The 20,763-nt window shown below is 32.5% G+C and carries 18 protein-coding genes and 1 pseudogene; all 19 read left to right on the forward strand.

The window, feature by feature from the left end; translation table 11 throughout:
* The first annotated feature begins 44 nt into the window (after positions 1–44).
* The 19 genes and pseudogenes from QCQ61_RS10695 (at position 45) to QCQ61_RS10780 (ending at position 20,732) form a co-directional block, all read left to right on the forward strand.
* Complete coding sequence (locus QCQ61_RS10695) at positions 45–776, forward strand: NAD(P)-dependent oxidoreductase (protein WP_279447644.1); 732 nt, start codon at positions 45–47, stop codon at positions 774–776.
* An 89-nt stretch (positions 777–865) separates the two neighbouring features.
* Complete coding sequence (locus QCQ61_RS10700; protein ID WP_279447645.1) at positions 866–1,558, forward strand: DUF6624 domain-containing protein; 693 nt, start codon at positions 866–868, stop codon at positions 1,556–1,558.
* A gap of 308 nt (positions 1,559–1,866) precedes the next feature.
* On the forward strand, positions 1,867–3,651 hold the full coding sequence (locus QCQ61_RS10705) for a helix-turn-helix domain-containing protein (protein ID WP_489470563.1): 1,785 nt from the start codon (positions 1,867–1,869) through the stop codon (positions 3,649–3,651).
* Between the two features lie 256 nt (positions 3,652–3,907).
* Positions 3,908–5,866, forward strand: a complete 1,959-nt coding sequence (locus QCQ61_RS10710) for a serine hydrolase domain-containing protein (protein WP_279447647.1) — start codon at positions 3,908–3,910, stop codon at positions 5,864–5,866.
* Between the two features lie 53 nt (positions 5,867–5,919).
* Entirely contained in the window at positions 5,920–6,573 is a 654-nt protein-coding gene (locus QCQ61_RS10715; RefSeq protein ID WP_279447648.1) for an amidohydrolase family protein, read from the forward strand.
* Positions 6,574–6,592: 19 nt separating this feature from the next.
* Entirely contained in the window at positions 6,593–7,423 is an 831-nt protein-coding gene (locus tag QCQ61_RS10720; protein WP_279447649.1) for an amidohydrolase family protein, read from the forward strand.
* Positions 7,424–7,514: 91 nt separating this feature from the next.
* The gene (locus QCQ61_RS10725; RefSeq protein WP_279447650.1) at positions 7,515–7,667 is read left to right on the forward strand and encodes a glycine zipper domain-containing protein; all 153 of its coding nucleotides are present in this window, start codon (positions 7,515–7,517) and stop codon (positions 7,665–7,667) included.
* A 4-nt stretch (positions 7,668–7,671) separates the two neighbouring features.
* Entirely contained in the window at positions 7,672–9,150 is a 1,479-nt protein-coding gene (locus QCQ61_RS10730) for a serine hydrolase domain-containing protein (protein WP_279447651.1), read from the forward strand.
* A gap of 41 nt (positions 9,151–9,191) precedes the next feature.
* The gene (locus QCQ61_RS10735; protein ID WP_279447652.1) at positions 9,192–10,013 is read left to right on the forward strand and encodes a GNAT family N-acetyltransferase; all 822 of its coding nucleotides are present in this window, start codon (positions 9,192–9,194) and stop codon (positions 10,011–10,013) included.
* A 275-nt stretch (positions 10,014–10,288) separates the two neighbouring features.
* Complete coding sequence (locus QCQ61_RS10740; RefSeq protein WP_279447653.1) at positions 10,289–10,858, forward strand: hypothetical protein; 570 nt, start codon at positions 10,289–10,291, stop codon at positions 10,856–10,858.
* 202 nt (positions 10,859–11,060) lie between these two features.
* Entirely contained in the window at positions 11,061–11,843 is a 783-nt protein-coding gene (locus QCQ61_RS10745) for a CPBP family intramembrane glutamic endopeptidase (RefSeq protein ID WP_279447654.1), read from the forward strand.
* Between the two features lie 74 nt (positions 11,844–11,917).
* The gene (locus QCQ61_RS10750) at positions 11,918–12,715 is read left to right on the forward strand and encodes an NAD(P)-dependent alcohol dehydrogenase (RefSeq protein WP_279447655.1); all 798 of its coding nucleotides are present in this window, start codon (positions 11,918–11,920) and stop codon (positions 12,713–12,715) included.
* Positions 12,716–12,739: 24 nt separating this feature from the next.
* Positions 12,740–12,880: pseudogene (locus QCQ61_RS15555) on the forward strand (zinc-binding dehydrogenase); the annotation flags it as partial.
* Between the two features lie 15 nt (positions 12,881–12,895).
* Positions 12,896–13,960, forward strand: a complete 1,065-nt coding sequence (gene trpS / locus QCQ61_RS10755) for a tryptophan--tRNA ligase (protein WP_279447656.1) — start codon at positions 12,896–12,898, stop codon at positions 13,958–13,960.
* A 134-nt stretch (positions 13,961–14,094) separates the two neighbouring features.
* Positions 14,095–15,027: an NAD(P)-dependent alcohol dehydrogenase gene (locus QCQ61_RS10760; RefSeq protein ID WP_279447657.1), complete on the forward strand. Its 933-nt coding sequence runs from the start codon at positions 14,095–14,097 to the stop codon at positions 15,025–15,027.
* A 202-nt stretch (positions 15,028–15,229) separates the two neighbouring features.
* Positions 15,230–15,799, forward strand: coding sequence for a hypothetical protein (locus QCQ61_RS10765; protein WP_279447658.1), 570 nt, complete (start codon positions 15,230–15,232; stop codon positions 15,797–15,799).
* A gap of 232 nt (positions 15,800–16,031) precedes the next feature.
* Complete coding sequence (locus QCQ61_RS10770; RefSeq protein ID WP_279447659.1) at positions 16,032–17,282, forward strand: alpha/beta hydrolase-fold protein; 1,251 nt, start codon at positions 16,032–16,034, stop codon at positions 17,280–17,282.
* A 56-nt stretch (positions 17,283–17,338) separates the two neighbouring features.
* Positions 17,339–18,730 (forward strand): S41 family peptidase, encoded by a 1,392-nt coding sequence (locus QCQ61_RS10775; RefSeq protein WP_279447660.1) that lies wholly within the window; start codon positions 17,339–17,341, stop codon positions 18,728–18,730.
* Positions 18,731–19,871: 1,141 nt separating this feature from the next.
* Positions 19,872–20,732 carry an alpha/beta fold hydrolase gene (locus QCQ61_RS10780; protein ID WP_279447661.1) on the forward strand — a complete coding sequence of 287 codons (861 nt, stop codon included), beginning with the start codon at positions 19,872–19,874 and terminating at the stop codon, positions 20,730–20,732.
* Positions 20,733–20,763: the final 31 nt, after the last annotated feature.

The following is a 20,763-nucleotide window of genomic DNA, read 5'->3' on the forward strand; positions in this document are numbered from 1 at the left end:
AAAAATTACTTTGGGAAAATTTAATATCCATAAAAAAATATAAAATGACGGTTTTAATAGTGGGTGCCAGTGGCGCAACAGGAAGTAAATTAGTAGAACAACTCTTAGAGAGAAAGCAAAATGTAAGAGTGATTGTTAGATCACCGGAAAAACTACCTGAATCTTGGAAAGAAAATAAAAATTTACAAATTATTTCCGCAAGTGTCCTAGATCTTAGTGACAAGGAACTAAGTGAATACATTCATGGTTGTGATGCCGTTGCCTCTTGTCTTGGCCATAATTTAACGTGGAAAGGCATCTATGGACAACCGAGAAAATTGGTTACAGATGCTACAAGCAGATTATGTGATGCTATTACAACGAACAAGCCAAAACAGCCCATTAAATATGTTTTAATGAACACTACGGGAAACCGTAATCGCGATTTAAATGAACCGATTTCATTTGCGCAAAAATGTGTTATTGGACTTCTTCGTCTAATCTTACCGCCACATGTAGATAATGAAAAAGCGGCCGATTATTTACGAACTACTATTGGTCAGAACAATCAATTCATAGAATGGGCTGCTGTTAGACCAGATGGATTAATAAATGAGTACGAAGTAACCGAATACGAAATATATCCTTCGCCAATCAGAAGTGCTATTTTTAATGCAGGTAAAGTCAGCCGTATTAATGTCGGACACTTTATGGCTAATTTAATCTGTGATACTGATTTATGGAATAAATGGAAAGGACAAATGCCTGTAATTTATAGTAGATCGTCCTTAGATTAACACTAATTACAACCTCTATTTTCGTTTAAAGTGTACATCCCCACAAACTATTTTATCAATTAGTTCATTAAATAATAGATTTTATAAAAATGAAAAAAATAGTTCTCATCTTTATTTTATTATTTGGGTTGTCGTGTATGAACAAGAATAAAGCAGAAAAAACGATAAAACTGATTCAACAACAGGAAAATTTTATAGCCCTTTTAGATATGGTTTGGCAGACAGAACAAACTCCAATTAGGTTAAGGGATTCTTTAATGAGAATTTATGGTACAGAATCAAAACAATACAATAAGCAGCAAAAAATCTATGAGATAAATCACATTGCTAATGAAAAAATAGTAACAACCATTCTAGATAAATATGGATGGCCATCAATAGAAATGATAGGAGAACATGGAAATTGGACAATTTGTAATGTTATACAACATTCAGATAATGATGTTCGAATAAAGTATCTTCCAATGATGAGACAAGCTGTAAAAGAGAATAAATTGGAACCTCGATATTTAGTACGAGCAGTAGATAGAATTGCAACTGAAGCGGGAAACTTACAAGTTTATGGGGGACAGATGAAATACGATCCTGAAAATAAGAGTTTTAATGTTGGGCCAGTTTATGACCCCGCAAATATTGATAAAAGAAGGGCTGAAATAGGTCTTGGCCCAATCGCTGAATTTCTTAAAAACAGATTTGATTTTGAATGGAATCTCAAAGAACAAATTAAAAGAACAGCGGAATTTGAAATGGAAAAAGCTGAAATTATAAAGATGGAGGAATAGTTATAATCGAATTGAATGCTTCTGTGTCTACAAGTAAATTATGTGATGCATAATAGCAAACAATCCAAAACAGCCTGTTAAAAATTTTCTAATGAACATTATAGGAAATTGTAATCGCAGTTTAAAGAACAGATTTCATTTTCGCAAAAATGTGTTGTTGATCTTCTTCGATTAATACTGCCTCTTCATGTAAACAATAAAAAAGCTGCAGATTATTTAAGAATTAAAAGCGGAGAGAACAATCCATCCATAGAATCAACTTTAGGGTTTATTTTAACTTTTATAAATTTGCTGGAAAGTATAATAATTTGATTAACCAAAAATCCATAGCAGTACTTCCATTCGTCAATATGAGCAACAATATTGAAAACGAATATTTCTGTGATGGATTAACTGAAGAAATTATTAACGCTTTAGCAAAAATAAAGGAGCTCTCAGTAACCTCTCGTACCTCGTCGTTTTATTTTAAAAACAAAACAGTAACCGCTAAAGAAGTAAGAGAGAATTTAAAAGTGGCTACTTTTATTGAAGGCAGTGTAAGAGCATCAAAAAAGAAAATGCGGATTACAGTGCAAATGATTGACACTGTAGATGACTTTCATTTCTGGTCTGAAACTTTTGATAGAGACCCAGAAAACATTTTTGAAATTCAAGATGAAATTAGTCTTTTCATTGCTGAAAAATTACGTGAACATGTAGGTCATATTGAGATAGGAGATAAGCTAGTGGCACCTATTGATGTGCCAGTAGCTATTTATAGAGAATATTTGAAAGGGAGGTATTACATCATGAAGTTGGATTATAAAAATTCTATAAAAGGTATCAATATCTTAAATGAAGTAATACATAAATCACCTGATTTTTCAAGTCCTTATCTAGATATTAATCTAGCATATGTTCAATTGGGAACCATGGGACTTTTACCTGCATTTGAAGCCTACGAAAAGGCCCAGCCTTATTTGTTAAGGGCTTTAGAGCTAGACCCAAACTCATCAAGGTCACAACTGAATTTGGCTTGGATAGAATGCTGGCAAAACTGGAACCTTAAGAAAGCTTATGAACATGCCAATAAAGCTTTAGAAATTCAACAAGCAGACGATATTTACTTAACCATTTCTAATTTTTTGACAGTGGAGGGAAAATTGGGAGCAGCACATAATTATCTTGACAAAGCTTTGCAGTTAGACCCTTATGCCGCAATCAACCATCATTATAAAGGGTTTTTATATTACTTACAGGAAGACTACACCACTGCTATATCGTATTTAAAGAAGGCGTTGGATCTAGACCCAAAGTTACCCTTTCCACCAATTTATATAGGCATTAGTTTATTAATGTCAGGCAAACCAAATGAAGCTTTATCATATTTCGGTTCACTTGAAGGCGTTTCTGTGAAAGACCTCACCAAATTAGGAGGTGAAACTATGTGTTATGCAAAGCTTAATGAAACAGAAAAGTGCAATGAGGGATTAAAGGAATTAGAAACCTATTTAACAACAGCACTTGTAGATAAGGCATTTACATTTTTGATATTGGTTAATGCCTTGTTAGGTAATAGTGAAAAGGTAATTGATTTAGTAGAACAAGCATACCAAAACCGTTTGCCTTTAATTTTATTATTAAATCCGTCTCCAATTCTTAAACCTGTAAAAAATAAAAAAAGGTTTAAAGACATCATGCTAAAAGCCATTCCCGATAACTTAAATTATAAACAGAAGAAAAAGTACAAACAAGCTTTACTGGATTCCACGGAAATCAAAAAATACAGCAAAGAACTAGAACAAATCATGATAGACTATAAACTGTATTTAAACCCAGATCTATCCTTAAAAGATTTAGCTTCTTATTTGGAACTTCCTGCTAATTATGTCTCGCAATTATTAAACCTCGGCTTTCAAAAAAACTTCTCTGAATATATCAACACCTTTCGAGTGGAGGAATTTAAGGAGCGCGTTCTTCTTGAGGAAAGCAAAGAATTAACCATTATGGCTGTAGCTTATGACAGTGGTTTTAATTCCAAAACAGTGTTCAACACCTTTTTTAAAAAAATTGAAGGAATAACACCGAATATGTACCTAAAAAATAACCGTTAGTTCTGATTTTTAAAGTAGAACTACTCTAGTATAGTTTACAATTAATTTTATAACATCAAATTGTTATAGCATTAAATTGGTTGATATATTCTTTGGTAATGGTAAAAAATGCATCATAATTAACAGTGTTGCATCATAATTTATTGCGCTGCATTAAACTTAATGATTCTTGCTTCATACCTGTTTACTGTTGCTTCAAAGTTCAACCCATCTTTGTATCATCAAGTTAAACCAATAATTCTAAAAATTTAAAATAATGAAACAATATATCAAACTATGTTTTGCGTTACTATTGTTTAGCACATGTAAAGGTCAGATAAATTCTGTTACAACAAGTCAACCCACCTTATCAGACTACAACGTAGGTGAAAAATGGGTGTGGAAGTATAAAGGACTAACCACCAATGGCGAAGTAAGATCTGAAGGTACAGATGTCCGAGAAATAATAGAGGTTAATGGTGCTTTACAAATAACAATAGGTAATGATACCATTTCTGTTTCAGAAATTGTAAAACCTGAAGAAAGTAGTACCCCAAAGTACGATTGGCCTCTTCAAGTAGGTAATAAGTGGGTGTATGAAGAAAACTGGACGAGTCAAGATGGTACAACTGGTAAACAGCATCTAAATGCTGAAGTAGTATCTTACAAAGAAGAAACAGTAACTGCAGGATCATTTATGGCGTATACCATTCATTATAATGGTAACATCACAAATTCTAGAGGTTATAATGCGGTTGTAGAAGAAGTTTGGTTGTATGCACCAAAAGTGAAAAACTTCATTAAGCTAACTCAAAAGCAAGATGATTTTGTGTACAATGAAGAACTGGTTGAGTATTCTGATAAGCCATTAAAAAGTAAAATTCAATTAGAAAATCAGATTATCGGGAAAGTAAAGTTCTTTGAAGAGCCAGAAAACTTTAGCACTATAGTAAATAAAATGACTGAATATAAAATACCTGCGCTCTCCCTTGCAATTATTAATGATGGTAAAATAGAATGGACAGACACCTATCAAAACCCAAGTTTTTCAGAACAAAATTTAAATAACTCGAGTATTTTTCAGGCAGCATCTTTATCCAAACCCGTAACTTTTTTTGCTGCATTACGTATGCATACTGCAGGAAAAATTGACTTAGATGAAAATATTGAAAACTATTTAGAAAGTTACCAACTACCACAAGGAAAACAGACGGCTGAAAACCCAGTAACCTTTCGCAATATTTTTTCGCATACGTCGGGTATTACTTCTGGTGGGTATCAAGGCTATGCTAGCCACCATACTTTTCCAACTGATGTTGCTGTTTTAAAAGGTGAGGACGGCGTAAATTCTCCAGCTATTGAAGTAGTCTCAGCACCCAATGAAATGTTAGCGTATTCTGGTGGTGGATATACCTTAGCTGAGGTTGCACTTCAGGATATTTTTAATGACAATTTTTCAAATATTATGAACCAATGGATTCTTCAGCCTATTGGAATGAAAAATTCTCAATTCACGCAACCATTGCACCCATCAGACTCAAGCAAAGTCGCAAAAGGATATACCTCAAATGGTGTTGTTTTAGAAGGTGGTTGGAGAAACCACCCGGAACAAGCCGCAGCCGGACTTTGGAGTAATGCCACTGATATGGCGAATTTTCTAATTGAAATCTATAAGGGTTATCAAGATCAAAGTTCAATTTTTTCAAAGTCAGAAATTCAATCGATACTCAATCAAGAACGCGATGGACATATTTATGGATTAATAGTAGATAAGTCAGAAAAAGGTTTTGCAATTACCCATTATGGGGGTAATGCTGGATATCGAACTGGTATGACCATAGATCTTAACACTGGAAAAGGATTGGTCTATTTGATCAATTCAGATAATGGCGGTGCATTGGGTAATGAATTGTTATTATCTGCTTCACAATTATACCGTTGGAATCATTTTAAGCGTACATCTGCAAAACGGAATCAATTAGATTCAGAAGTATTAAAACAACTTATAGGAAAATACAAATGGAATAGTCAAGTAGAGCTTTCCATAAGTTATGATGATGAAACAAACCTATTTTCATTGCACTTTCCAAATGGTGATACGTATGAGCTTATTTCTATTAAAGATGAAGAATTATGTTTTATCAATCCAAATACTGGTGTTAACGTAAAGTTTTTAAAGTCTAGTAATTATAATTCATTTCTGTTGTACGGACAAACGGCAGTTAAGTTTCAGTAAATTTTATTGACCATCTAACAGACAGTTCTAAATAATTCTCATAAAAATCAATTTTGAAAAAAAGGATTAAATACTTCATAAAAATTGTAGTTGCACTTTTTTTGTTAGCAATTACAATTATTACCACCGCTTACCTGTGGCCAAATTCCAAATTCCAAACACCAGTAGTTTATGAAAGAACTATCATCAAAAATATAAATATTGTAGATGTTGTAACCGGAGAAATTGCCGAGGACCAATTTGTTTTGATAGAACAATCTCAAATTACAAAAATTGATTCCACGAATATCACAACTTCAGAGAATGCCTTAATAATTGATGGTACTGGTAAATTCCTCATTCCTGGATTGTGGGATATGCATACACATTCCAACCAACATTCAGAATGGTTGCATCATCCGCTTTACATTGCGAATGGGGTTACTGGTGTTAGAGACATGTCTGGTCAATTAAATGAAAAAGACAGTTATTGGGTGGGTAGTAAAGAACGTTTGCAATGGAATAAAGATCTAGAAAATAACACAAGAGTCTCACCCAGATATGTGCTGCAAAGCAGCTACCAAATGGATGGTGAAAAGGCAATTCCTGAAGAGTCCCCCAACTTTTTTAAACTGCAAAAGCCATCTCAAGTAGATTCATTGTTGCAATTTTATAAAAAGGAAAACGTAGATTTTATAAAGGTGTATCAACAATCTGGCTGGTCATAAACCGATGTTCTTAAACCTGGTGGAAGCAATTAATTTAGATCAAAAAAGCTTTGAACATGGACGCATATTCATGTACGAGTGTTTTCCGGAAGCGGATAGTTTAAAAAATCCAACAAGTTGGAAAGCCTATTTTTCAAAATCAAAAGCCAAGATAGTAAAACGGTTTGATAGTGTTCAAGCAAAAGATTTGATGATTTTGATGCAGAAAAAAAATACGCACTGGACACCAACTTTACAGACCTTAAAGTTTGAAGCTAATGCACATAAAGAGATGTTCACGAGTAATGAAAATTTAAAGTATATCACTTCCATTAGAAAAAAGTTATGGTGGAAATACGATACAGATTATAACAGAGAAAAAAACCTCGAAAGTGGAGGTTTTAGTATAAGTGAGCAATTTTTTGAAGCTTCAAAAAAACAAGTAGCTATGGCGCATAAATTGGGTGTATCCATTATGGCAGGAACCGATGTTACAGATTCTTTTGTCTTTGCCGGATTTAGTTTACATGATGAGTTATATGAATTAACTAGAAGTGGATTGTCTAACCTTGAAGCACTGCAAAGTGCGACAATTATCCCTGCAAGATTTTCAAATAAAGAGAAGGACTTTGGGACTATAGATTTAGGAAAAAAAGCGGATTTAATAGTATTAAATAAAAATCCATTAAATAACATTCATAACACAAAGGATATATATGGAGTATTTCTAAATGGTACATACTATAATGAAGAAAAAATTATAGAACTCAAAAACTTTACTGAAATAGCTACTAGCAGCTTTCATATGAATGTAAAAGCATTGATAAGTTTGGTGAACAGTCCTTTAATTCGAGTGCAGTTTGCAGATTAATGGATTTCGTTCTGATTCTTAAAGCAGAACTTCCTAGTTCCGAAGGCTACTTAATTTTACCAAAATTATAAGAATATAAACAATGGAAAAAATGGAAACAAAAAAAAGAAGAAAAGGATTAAAATTAGGAACCGGGATTATCCTCGGGTGTATTGTAGGCTACTTAACCTCAAATATGCAATTATGGTTTGTTCTGGGCATTGCCATAGGTGCCGCTTTAGAATATGGGACCAAAAAAAAATAATAAAATGAAATCGTTTATTAAAACACTATTTTTTACACTTATTACGCTTTCTATTTTTAGCGCTACTTCTCAAAACACTAACAAGAAGCTTTTCAACAAAATTGATTCTTATTTGGATGCGAGTGCAAAAAATGGCTTTTCCGGTGTTGTTTTAGTTGCTAAAAAGGGGGAAGTTATTTTGTCTAAAGGCTACGGATGGGCAGATCGAAAAAATAAAATTCCCAACTCACCAGCAACTGTTTTTAATATTGGTTCAGTAACTAAGCAATTTACAGCATCCGCTATTTTAAAATTAGTAGAACAAGGAAAAATGAAAACTTCGGATAAACTGAGTTTATATTTTCCTCAAATTCCTCTTGATAAGACTGATATTACAATTCATCAACTATTGACACATACCTCTGGAATTTCTAATAAAACAGGAGGTTTTAGATACAATGAAGCCAGCAAGGAACAGTTTTTAAAAGAATTTTTTGAATCAGAATTACACTTTAAACCTGGCACAACCTACCAATATGCCAATGCCAACTATATTATGCTCACTGCTATATTAGAATTGGTTTCAGGTCAAACCTATAATGTTTTTCTACAGAAAAATCTATTTGAGCCTGCTCAAATGAAAACTACAGGATATAAAAGCATCAATTTTAATACAGAGCTACTGGCACATGGCTATTACTATAACAGAGACGATGAAAAGTGGACCGATTGGGGAACAACCCAACAGCACCTGCTTTACAATAATAACTATTGGTATAGTATAGGTAAAGGCGACATTCATTCCAGTATTGAAGATTTATACAAATGGCATGTTGCTTTACAAAATAATGTCGTTTTAACATCAAAAACTAGAGAAATCCAAGAAACACCTTATGTAGCCGAGAATGATAAAATGACATCCTATTATGGCTATGGATGGGCCATATCCAAAAGTCATAACGACGCCAAAATAGTTGCTCATAATGGTAGTAACGGATTGTATTTTGCAGATTTTGTGAGATTTGTGGATGATGATGTAGTTGTTATATACATCACAAATGCGTTTTTAGGACCTGAATCAGAAAACGTTGCGAGAGAAATTGGTAAAATGGTTTTTGATACCAATTATAATGCTACACCAATATCCAGAAATATTTATGAATTGATTCATGATTTTATGAAAACCAATCCATCTGCAAATGCAGACAAACTACCAAATTATTTAAATAAAGAACTTAAAGATGAATTTAACGATCCTGCCATTCTAAATAGACTAGGATATAGTAGATTGAAAAAAGAAGACCAACCTGACTGGGCATTAGCATTGTTTAAATTGAATGTAAAATTATTTCCTGAAGATGGTAATTTATGGGACTCATTGGGCGAGGCTTACTTAACATACAACCAAAAAGAAGATGCGATAAAAAGTTATTCAAAAGCCGTTGAGTTAGGTAGTGAAGGCTCAAAGGAAACATTACAAGAATTGTTGAAAGAAGACGAATAATACAGTTAGTTAGAATTTAAGAACAAATAACATATAAAGTTTTGATAGTAAAAAAATTAGAGAATATAGCATTTGATATAATCGCTGATTGCTTTTTAAAATCTTTTGAGAATTACTACGTCAAAATTCCAAGTGACAAAAATTACTATAAAGAGAGGTGGAAAATAGCAAAAGTTGACTATGCGTTTTCTTATGGCATGTGTGATGGTGGTAAGTTAGTTGGGTTTATTATTAATGCAATCGATACACGAAACGGAGAGAAGATAGCATTTAATACGGGTACAGGTGTACTTCCAAAATACAGAGGAAAACAAATTGTTAGGTCAATCTATGATTTTGCTATACCAGATTTAAAAACAAATGGAGTTATAAAATGTGCGTTAGAAGTTATCATTGAAAATAGTAAAGCCATAAAAACGTACCAGAGTATTGGATTTAATATTTGTAAAACATTTAAGTGTTTCAGTGGCGAAATTAAATTACACCTAAATGAAAAAATAGAGTTGAACGAAGTGGATTATAATGCTTTTGATTGGGAAAAAATGCCAAATCAACAATTATATTCTTGGGATTTTAATTTAGAAGTCATTAAAAAAGGAAATTACAAATACTATCAATTAATAAATGACAATTTGGTTGAATCGTATTTTATTATAAACCCCTGTAATGCGTATATAGCACAATTTGAGATTCTAAAAGAAAGTGCTGGGTGCTGGCAACGATTATTCAAAGGAATAAAAGAAGTTTCAAACTCAATAAAAATCATAAATGTTGATACCAGATTAAACCAAAAAATAGATTGCATCAGTTCAATAGGGTTAGCGAATACTGTTAATCAATATGAAATGGAAATGATTATATAAACTAAAGGCTATATAAGCTACGCGTCATACCTCCATAGAATGATACGGTCTTATAAAGATACTTTTCAGTTTAGTTAAGAATCACAAAGTAAATTCAGAATTTATTAAAAAATCAACAAGTCATCTTTCTAAAGCAACAGTTCGGTTATTTAATTTCATAATCGTCCAGCTTTTATAGGAAATTAGAACATCAATTAAAAAAATCATTAATCAAAAAACGAACAATCATGACATCAATCAAAACGAAATCAATCAAAAAACAAATCGTATTAAAAATGGCTTGTGTAGCCTTGGCGTTATCATCTAGTATAGCATACGCACAAAACAAAAATTCAGAAACAACAACACAAAGGGATGGTTTTATCTTAGAATTCGTAGTAGGAGGAGGTATTATAAGTATAGAAGATAGTGCTGGTATGCAAACGTTCGACGAGGCTCAAGGTGCATTTGTTTTTCCAGATTTAAAGTTAGGCTACATGTTAAATGAAAAGCTCGCCATTACAGTCTCTATGCCAGGAATGATATACGAATTTCAGGATAATGACAGGCACTTTGGAGGGTTTATTCCAGGACTTCAATATTGGGTGAAAGATCGCTGGTGGGTTCATGGAGGAATCGGTTTAGCAATAGATTCGCCAGCACTATATGATATTGAGGACCATGTAAACGACGATTGGAACTTTGGTTGCGCGGTTAAGGCAAGTAGTGGGTACGAAATTTATAAGAAGAAAAACTTTGCGCTGAACCTTCAGGCTAATGTCCTTCTTGGTCGTGCGTTTTTAGATGGCGATGCACACAGAGATGCAGTAACCTGTAATATAGGATTTGGCTTTAGCTGGTTATAAGCTATAATAGCAATAATGTATTCCAAAAATCATCATGAAATTAAGTAGCTGAATAGCATCCTATGAATTCTATGTATTTTAGGATGCTATAAGCGAAGAGGTATAAAATTTAAAAATGTATTTCTAAAAAATAGATTTGATTTTGAATGAAATCTTGAACAACAGATAAAAAGATCTGAAGAATTTATTTTAGCAAAACAAAATGATTAGTAATAAAAATCGCATTAGGACTGCAGCGGTTATAGTTGTTCTATTCGTAATAGGCACGCTTCTAAATATTCCTTTTAGTCGAGAATTAAAACGATTAAAAATTGAGGCAGGTGATGCAAATGTAAGGCTATCAGATTCCATATTTAGTGATGTAATACAAACAGGGATTTATGGTCTTATTTTAGGCATAATTATGGTTTTTGTTGGTTTATGGATTTCAAAGAAAGCACAATTGGGTGCACCAGTAATTGAAAGTTTCTTTTCAAATCAAAAGAACAGAACACAAACTCATTTTTTTAAAACGCTATTATTTCCTTTAGCTTATAGTGTAGTCTTAGCATTGGCAATACTTTTGGTTCATAATCTAATTAGAGATTACTTTCCTGTAGCTAGTATTGTTGAAAGACCTTCCAAACCGTTTTATGCTATTGTGTCTTTTTCAGCAGGAATTACTGAAGAAATTATCTTTCGGTTAGGATTAATGTCTCTTATTGTAGTAGTAATTCAGCGTTTCAAAAAAAAAACAAATCCGTCACCAAGCGTGGTTTGGGTGGGCATAATCATTACAGCATTATGTTTTGGCTTAGTGCATTTACCGCTATCAAAAAACTTTGCAAATCTCACTTTGGTAACTGTAAGTTCTACTATGATAGGTAATCTTATCACAGGGTCATTTTTTGGTTGGGTGTATTGGAAACGTGGTTTAATAGTAGCAATAATTGTGCATATTGTTTGGGATTTGGTTTTTCATGTAGTTGGCTCGCCTTATTTGTAGAATAGTGTTCCGATAATGAAATTCGAACCTTTAATAGCTTAATTAACCGCAACTTTGTAGTAAATAATAAAATTATGAAAGTAGCAATTTATACAACATATGGTTCACCCGAAGTTATTCAGATAATTGATGTTGAAATTCCATCACCAAAACCAAATGAGATTTTAGTAAAAATTAAAGCATCATCTGCTACAAGAGCAGATACCATGATGCGCCAGGGAATACCAAAATATGGAAGATTGTTTTTAGGACTTTTCAAACCAAAAAACACAGCTTTAGGCACTGGGTTTTCAGGAGTTGTAGGGGCTATAGGTTCACAAATCACTAAATTTAAAATAGGCGATGAAGTTTTTGGCGAGAAATTGACAGGTAATGGGAGTAATGCGGAATACCTATGTATCAGTGAAAATGAACTTATAGAGAATAAACCAAAGAATATTTCTCATATTGAAGCTGCACCAATTTGCGACGGTTTTTTAACCTCTTATAATTTCTTAAAACAGCATGCAAAAATTAAAGAAGGTCAACATGTTTTAGTTAATGGAGCTTCTGGTAGTTTAGGTTCATCTGCGGTTCAATTAGCGAAAACAATGGGTGCAAAAGTAACGGGAATTTGCAGTTCAAAAAATATTGATTATGTACTGGCACTAGGTGCAGATGAAGTATTGGATTACACAAAGATTAATATTAACGCGCAGCAAACAAAATATGATGTTATCTATGATGCTGTTGGTAAGCTTAATTATTACAACTCTAAAAATAATTTAAATACCAATGGTATTTTCATGACACCTGTATTAAGTATTCAAATATTATGGCAAATGCTATTGCTCCCTAAAAAAGTTAAGTTTGAAGCTACTGGCATAAAATAGACCGAAGACTTAAAACGTTTATTAAAGGATTTAAAAAGCCTCTTTGAACAAGGTCGAATATATACCCATATTTATAAAAAATATGGCCTTTCGGATATAAAATATGCACATCAATACCTTGACACAGGTCGAAAAGTAGGTAATGTAGTTATCATCAATCAATAAATCATCTACCATAAAATGAAAAATAAAAGTTTTGAAAATGCAAAAGAGCAAAGCAAACTATTAGAAAATGATTTGTATAAGAACCCTCAAAAATACCGTGTATTAACTGGAGATAGGCCTACAGGTAATTTGCATCTTGGTCATTATTTTGGATCGATTATAAATCGTATAAAATTGCAAAGTGCAGGTATTGAGACTTATGTTTTAATTGCTGATTATCAGGTGTTGACAGATAGAAACGTTTTTAATGAAATTTCAAAATTTACCTTTGAATTAACTTTGGATTATTTAGCTTGTGGTTTAGACCCTGAAAATTATAAGACACACATTTTTCCTCATAGTCATATTCCTGAATTAAACCAATTAACTATTCCGTTTCTTACATTAGTATCCAGTTCAGAATTAAACAAAAATCCAACTGTTAAGGAAGAAATTATAGCTTCAGGAATGAATACTATTAATGCAGGTATGTATATCTATCCAGTTCACCAAGCTGCAGATATTTTGTTTTGCAAAAGTAATGTTGTTCCTGTAGGCAAAGACCAATTACCACATATAGAATTAACCCGAAAAATTGCAAAACGCTTTAATACGAAATTCAATAGTAATATTTTTCCAGAACCAGTTGCGCTTTTTACTGATACCCCAACTATTCTTGGGTTAGACGGTATTCAAAAAATGAGTAAGAGTCGTAACAATTCAATTATGATAAAGTCAACAACTGATGAAACAGTAAAACTAATAAAATCTGCCAAAACTGATTCAAACCGTTACATAACTTATGACCCCGAAAACAGACCAGAAGTTTCCAACTTACTTAAGTTAGCTTCCTTATGTTCAGATAAAAATCCAACAGCTATTGCTGATGAAATTGGAGGCCAAGGATCAGGAAAACTTAAACAGCTAACAGCTGAAGCCATAAACACATATTTTGAACCCATTAGGAAGAAAAGAATAGAACTTGAAGAAAATAAGGATTATGTGAGGAATATTTTGATTCAAGGAATTACAAAAGCAAGAGAAACAGCTATTGAAACGTTGAGCGAAGTCACTGAAGCAATGAATATGAAAATAGCATAGCACTAACTTCAACGACGTAGTGAAATTGATAAAACATGCAAGGAGTAAAATAGAGTTATCAATTAAGTTCCAATTTCAAAACACGAACTTTTGTACCCCACATTTTAACCAATTTTGCTGTAAACAAAACAATTATGAAAGCAATAGAATGTCTAAAATATGGCGATGTAGAAAACCTGGTGCTGAGGAATGTTAAAACACCAATACCAAAAGATAATGAAGTACTTATAAAAATATTTGCTACTTCAGTAACTACAAGTGATGTTCTTATTCGGAGAATGAATGAACCTTTGATCCCCAGATTTATACTTCAACTTATATTTGGTTTTGGACGTCCGAGAAATCCTATATTGGGTATGGTAACAGCTGGAATTGTAGAGAGCAAAGGTAAAGATGTGTCAATGTTTGAAATAGGGGATGAGGTTTTTGCCTACGGTTCTATTTCATCTACCAAACGTCGTTTTGGTTCTTATGCAGAATATATTTGTTTATCCGAAGATTGGAATCTGGCACTAAAACCTGTAAATCTTAGTTTTGAGGAAGCTGCAGCGATTCCTTATGGTGGTTTGCTGGCTTCTCATTTATTAAAAAAGACGAGTATAAACAGGGGCGACAGGGTTTTAATTTATGGAGCGTCAGGAAGTATAGGTACCATGGCGATACAATTGGCGAAGCATATGGGTGCTCATGTTACTAGTGTATGCAGTGGTAGAAATTTCAAATTAGTAAAATCTTTAGGAAGTGATAAGATAATTGACTACACCTTAGAAAACGCTGAAAATCAATTAGAAACGTATAAATATGTAATTGATGCTGTAGGCAATTCGAAATCATCGAAACTAAAAGAAAAGAGTAAAAAAGTATTGACATCGAATGGCAAATATATATCCATCGATCATGGAACTCCATCAACTACAAAAAAAGCTTTTTTTAATTTAAAAACTTTAGTAGAACAAGAGAAGATTGTCCCTGTTATTGATCGAATATATCCTTTAGAAAAAATTGCCGAAGCTCATAGATATGTTGAGATGGGGCATAAAAGAGGAAATGTGGTGGTCACAATTTAGTTGAGCTTATAAATCATTCATCAAAAAGCAGTATAACCAAGTATACTTGTTAAAGCCTGCAATAAATAGGTTACCCGCCTATTATATTAATTACTAAATATTAAACGGTATAAATTTGCCGATTAACATAAACTTTTAAAGTATTTATATTTCATAATGAACGATATTTAAAACAAGCAGAGAACACTTTACAAGAATCTGAATGGGTAAAATCTTCCCAACTAACTGTTATGTAAAGGTTCGCTCCATTATTTTAAGAAATACAAGTTTCTTATTTATTTTTTTTGCTTTGAGCACTAACCAAGAAAACAATAATATTATGACACTACAAGCAGCTTATGCCTTTTTTGAAAGTTTAAAAAAGGAAACAACCAATAAATCTGAAATTAAGGTGTATGATAATTTCCTTGATATTCTAACCAGGTTGAAGAATAGAGAGTTCACGAAAGATGAACTTCAATCCATTGAAAAGGAACTTGATCGCTTAGATCTAAAACCCAAAATGGGAAATAACAAAAAGTACTTCAACAAAATGCTAAAAGACTTTAGAGTATTTTTAAAAGAAAAGCATTCTTTAATTTCGGCAGGATACTATGTAAAAGTTGGAGTATCTATTGGAGCTGCCTTCGGTGTAGTTTTAGGCGTTATCCTAGGTTCACGTTTTGAAAGGTCTTTAGGAATCGCGGTAGGAATTAGTGTTGGCATAGTAATCGGCTTATTTATTGACCGAAAAATGGACACTCAAGCTAAGGCTTCAGGAACCATCCTTTAACTCAATGGACACCAAATAGCTACAACGACCAAATATATTACAACTAAGCCATTAGTTATAACTAATAATTTAGTTACATTTGTCTTCGTAAGGGATGTATTATTGCAAAATCCAAACCTATTATATACTCTAAAGGCCATGTGGATTTAGGCTTGATTCGTTTTCTTAAAATAAATTATTTCCTAACTAATCAACGTAATTCATCTGAACACGTTGAAAAATTAATTAAATAATGAATAGAACACTCGTATTATTAGTAATTGGCATAAGTTTTATCTTTCTACAAGTTGTAAATAGCCAAACCGATCACAATATTTCATTTCTGCAAAAAGTTGGTACTTTGGATAGCATATATTCCGAAAGCCTGAAAGAATACAGGAAAATTTATGTGCAACTTCCTGCAAACTTTAACGCCAGAGAAAAGGAAAAATACCCCGTAGTTTATATTTTAGATGGTGAAGTGCTACTTCCTACGGTAAACAATGTTCAAGAATTTTATAGTGGTGGTTTTACGCCCGATATGGTACTTATCGGTATTTCAAACGATAAAAACAGAATGCGTGATTTAACAACATCAAAAGTAACAGAGATGTATGGAATGCCATTTGAACAAGAAAACGGAGATGCCGCCAATTTTAGTAATTTTTTAGAGACGGAACTTATTCCTTTCGTTGAAAATAAATATCCTGTAACCAATTTTAGAACCCTAATAGGGCATTCGTATGGGGGTTTATTTACGCTTTTTTCGCTAGTACACCATCCACACTTATTTTCTAATTATATAGCAATCGACCCCAGTCTTGATTGGGATAACCAAAAATTATTTACGGAAGCTCAAAGCATGTTAGCGACTAAAGACTATAAAGGAAAATCTTTATTTATGTCATTAAATGGGCAATTAAACATGCAGGATCCAACTGTTACAATAGATAATGTTATGCAGGATACTTCAGATTTTACGTTTTTTCCAAGGTCTAATATTGCCTTTTCAAATATCGTAAAGCAAAACAAACAAAATGGATTGGCTTTGGAATGGAAGTTTTATCCAAGGGATCTGCACGGCACAATAGCTTTCCCGTCTATAATGGATGGCTTAATTTCCGTTTTTCGATGGTACCAGATGGAGAATACCTCTAAATTTAATTCACCCGAAACTTCAAAGAAGGAATTATCTGAAATAATAAAATACCGCGCAAAAAAACTAAAAACTTATTTTAAATACTCTGTGCCACCATATCCTGAAGATTTATTGAATATGCTCGGAAATATGAGCTTAGATATGGAACAACCGGAAAAGGCGAAAATGTTCTTTGATTTCGATATTGAATTTTACCCCAATAGTCCCAATGCTTATGATTCTATGGCAGATTATTATGAAAGAACTGATGATTATAAAAATGCTTTAAAATTTGTGACCAAAGCGTATGAAATAAGTGGGGATAATTATTATAAAGAAAGAATGGAAGCATTAAAGAAAAAATAACAGACACAATCAAAAGTTATATTTTAATAAGGTTTAGTTTTTAAAAGAAACAACAAATGAAAATTATTATCCAATTACCTATCCTGTTTGTAGCACTCCTTTTTAATACGGGTATATGTAATGCACAAGACAATTCATTAACAAAAGAGTATAAGAAAGAGGTTATTCAAAACATCACCCAATTAATGAATGATTTTTATGTGTTTCCTGAAGTTGCAAAGTTAACTGAAGCGCATCTAAAAGCTCAATTGTTAAATGGATATTTTAATCAGTTTGAAAATAATGAAACTTTTGCAATAGCCTTGACTAACTCAGTACAAGCCATTAATAAGGACAAGCACCTGCGTATTTGGTCTAACCAAGCTAGCAACGATTCAGAAAAACCTCAGGAAAGAACAGTTGATGAATATATTACTAGAATAGATAGATCCAGAGCGGCAAATGCAGGGTTCAATACGGTTAAAATCTTGGAAGGTAATGTTGGTTATCTAGACTTAAGGGGTTTTGCCGGAATGGAAACTGGAAAGGACATTGCAGATGCTTTTATGAAATTAATGTCAAGAACAGATGCAATCATCATTGATCTAAGCAAAAACGGGGGAGGAAGTCCCAACATGGTTCAGTACCTATGCAGTTATTTTTTTAATCAGAAATTGCTTTTAAATAGCCTTTATTGGAGAGAAGGAAACAGTACACAAGAATTTTGGACATTAGATGAAGTTGGAGGACGTAGAATGCACGATGTTCCTTTATTCATTATTACAAATGAAAGAACTTTCTCGGCAGCAGAAGAATTTTCATATAACATGCAAACTCAAAAGAGGGCAACTTTAGTAGGACAAACCACTGGGGGAGGTGCTAATCCCGGACGTAGTATGAGAATCAATGCTAATTTGAATGTTTTTATTCCAATGGGAAAAGCAATTAACCCAATTACTAAAACCAATTGGGAAGGCGTAGGGGTAATCCCTGAAATAGAAACAACTGTTGAAGGTGCCTATGATAAAACACTTGACTTGGCCCAGAAAGCAGCGGAATCTTATCGGGCTAAGAGAAATAAAACATATAGCCAGTTGTTTATGGATTTAAATAATAAGCTTGACCATTTTACAGTTGGAAAATCAGACGACATAATTCTTGAAAGTTTAAAAAAATGTAAAGAAGCCAATTTGTTTGACGAAGGAGACGTCAATAATCTAGGGTATGAATATTTATTGACCCACAAAAAAACAAAAATAGCTGAATCGATTTTAAAAGCAAATACTATCCTTTATCCGAATTCAGCAAATGCGTTTGATAGTTATGGTGAATCATTAATGATAAATGGTGATTTAGAAGCTTCTCTTAAAAACTATCAAAGAGCAGTTGATATTGCTGCTTCAACTGCGGATAAAGACCTCGAATTTTATCAGAAAAATTTAGAAAGTATAAAACAAAAATTCAAGTAAAAATAATTTTCTTCGAAATAGTAAGTGTCTAAATGGCTGGCATTCATTATGAAAATGGAACTATCTAAAAATAAAAATTCTCTATCTTGTAATATTTCTTAAAACCTGTCACTAACTAAATAGAGACAATAAATAAGCAATCATATAAACTTTTAGAAAATGGAAAACACAAAGAAATTAATTCAGGTCCTAACAAGAATTCAAACACTAAGTAGTATAGTTTAGTCCATTTTGCTCCTAGTTTGCTACAAAGTATTGGGCATAACTCAGAAATTGATTTTGGAGCAAGAAAATGCTTAACATTTAAGAACCCTATAGACTTATAGAGAAACCCAAGTAATGAAAAAAATAAAGATTATAGTATATGTTTTATCAATCATCTTGATTGGTTCGTGTCAAAGTAATACAACTGACAAAACAAAATCCTCTTCAAAACAAATAAAAAACCCTCATAATGATTTTTTGGGGGTGTGGGAATGTTGATAATCCCCTAAAGTGTTTTATTAGTAATCATACTATGTGTGTTTAGTGTTTTTTTTCAAGAAGCAACTCATATTGTTCAAGATCCCATGAATATTTTAATAACAGAACTAAAGCTATCACTCTCACTAGAAATGGAAATTGGCAACAGTTAATTCCTATTACAGAAAGCCTCACCCAACAATATCAGAAGGATGGAGATATTTTCCATTTATTAAGACTTGCATATTATGAAACCGAGCAATTTGAACAAAGAACTGAAATTGGACTCGATTAAATCGCTTTATTTTAAAAGGATAGATTTGATTTTGAATGGAATTTAAAAGAGCAGATAAAAAAACTAAAGAATGTCAATTGAAAAAACAGGAAATGAGTAAAAATGAGTTAACCAATTACGTTCTAATTTCCAAACGCGAACTTTTCAACCACACATTTTAACCAACTTTGCTGTAAATAAAAGGAAATCAAGTCTGTTTTTGATAGAATACATCTCTTAGACAAAATGGCCGGAGCTCATAAATATGTTGAGAAAGGGCATAAAAGAGAAAATGTGGTTATTACTATTTAGCTAGGCTCTAGATTATCCCAATCCTTAAGTTGATTAGTTAAGAAAACTTACTATCATCAAACCTTAAATTATCAATCAAAAAACGAACAGTCTATGTTTTTCAAATCAAAAGAAGGAAAAGAAAAAATTATAAGCCTTTACAATCAAAAGTTAAAGGAGCTGAATATTGAATATTCAGAAAAATCTGTAGAAACAAAGTTTGGAGTCACTAATGTTATTACTACTGGAGATGCTCAAAACCCTCCTTTAGTACTGATTCACGGAACAGGAGGTTGTGCACCACAAATTTTAGACTCTTTCCCCAATCTAGCCTCTAAATATTGTGTCTATGCAATAGATGTGTTAGCACAACCGAATAAAAGTGCTGAAAATAGATTAGACATGAAATCTTTAGATTATGGTAAATGGCTTATTGAAATGATCATAAAACTAAGACTAAAAAATGTAACCTTAGTTGGTTTTTCTTTTGGGGGTTTCATTAGCTTAAAAGCACTAGAGTTTAATGAAACACCAATTAGGCATGTTTTTTTAATCGCCCCAGTCTATATAGTAAATGGTAATCCACTTGTAGGTTTATTCAAAATGTTCATACCATTAAAAAAGTTTATCAAAACTAATAACCAAAAGCACATTAAAAAAGTAATGGGTGTCCTCTTTTCTGAATACGATGATTTTGCACTAAACTATATGTCAAACACATTTCAACACTGCAATATGGATTTCTCACCACTACCTGTAATTACTAAAGATTCAGCTAAAAATATAAAAACACCAATCAGCATTTTCGCAGCTGAAAAAGATATCCTTTTTCCTGGTAAAAAAATGATAAAACGAGCAAAAAATATTTTTCCTTCTTTAGAAGTAGTTGATTTATTGGAAGGATCTAAACATGTACCAAATACAAACAATTTTAGAACAATTGAAGATAAAATAATCAATAAGACAAGAATTTAGGTGAAAAATATGATGGTAATAAAACAGTAAG

It is taken from the genome of Aequorivita marisscotiae, from assembly GCF_029814825.1.
In the GTDB taxonomy this organism is placed as follows: domain Bacteria; phylum Bacteroidota; class Bacteroidia; order Flavobacteriales; family Flavobacteriaceae; genus Aequorivita; species Aequorivita marisscotiae.

Excerpts from the sequence above, each read along its gene's own strand:
- QCQ61_RS10725 (WP_279447650.1), top strand. The coding sequence starts at position 7,515 with ATGGAAACAAAAAAAAGAAGAAAAGGATTAAAATTAGGAACCGGGATT.
- QCQ61_RS10750 (WP_279447655.1), top strand. The coding sequence starts at position 11,918 with ATGAAAGTAGCAATTTATACAACATATGGTTCACCCGAAGTTATTCAG.
- QCQ61_RS10700 (WP_279447645.1), top strand. The coding sequence starts at position 866 with ATGAAAAAAATAGTTCTCATCTTTATTTTATTATTTGGGTTGTCGTGT.
- QCQ61_RS10740 (WP_279447653.1), top strand. The coding sequence starts at position 10,289 with ATGGCTTGTGTAGCCTTGGCGTTATCATCTAGTATAGCATACGCACAA.
- QCQ61_RS10710 (WP_279447647.1), top strand. The coding sequence starts at position 3,908 with ATGAAACAATATATCAAACTATGTTTTGCGTTACTATTGTTTAGCACA.
- QCQ61_RS10695 (WP_279447644.1), top strand. The coding sequence starts at position 45 with ATGACGGTTTTAATAGTGGGTGCCAGTGGCGCAACAGGAAGTAAATTA.
- QCQ61_RS10770 (WP_279447659.1), top strand. The coding sequence starts at position 16,032 with ATGAATAGAACACTCGTATTATTAGTAATTGGCATAAGTTTTATCTTT.
- QCQ61_RS10775 (WP_279447660.1), top strand. The coding sequence starts at position 17,339 with ATGAAAATTATTATCCAATTACCTATCCTGTTTGTAGCACTCCTTTTT.
- QCQ61_RS10760 (WP_279447657.1), top strand. The coding sequence starts at position 14,095 with ATGAAAGCAATAGAATGTCTAAAATATGGCGATGTAGAAAACCTGGTG.
- QCQ61_RS10730 (WP_279447651.1), top strand. The coding sequence starts at position 7,672 with ATGAAATCGTTTATTAAAACACTATTTTTTACACTTATTACGCTTTCT.
- QCQ61_RS10780 (WP_279447661.1), top strand. The coding sequence starts at position 19,872 with ATGTTTTTCAAATCAAAAGAAGGAAAAGAAAAAATTATAAGCCTTTAC.
- QCQ61_RS10765 (WP_279447658.1), top strand. The coding sequence starts at position 15,230 with ATGGGTAAAATCTTCCCAACTAACTGTTATGTAAAGGTTCGCTCCATT.
- QCQ61_RS10745 (WP_279447654.1), top strand. The coding sequence starts at position 11,061 with ATGATTAGTAATAAAAATCGCATTAGGACTGCAGCGGTTATAGTTGTT.
- trpS (WP_279447656.1), top strand. The coding sequence starts at position 12,896 with ATGAAAAATAAAAGTTTTGAAAATGCAAAAGAGCAAAGCAAACTATTA.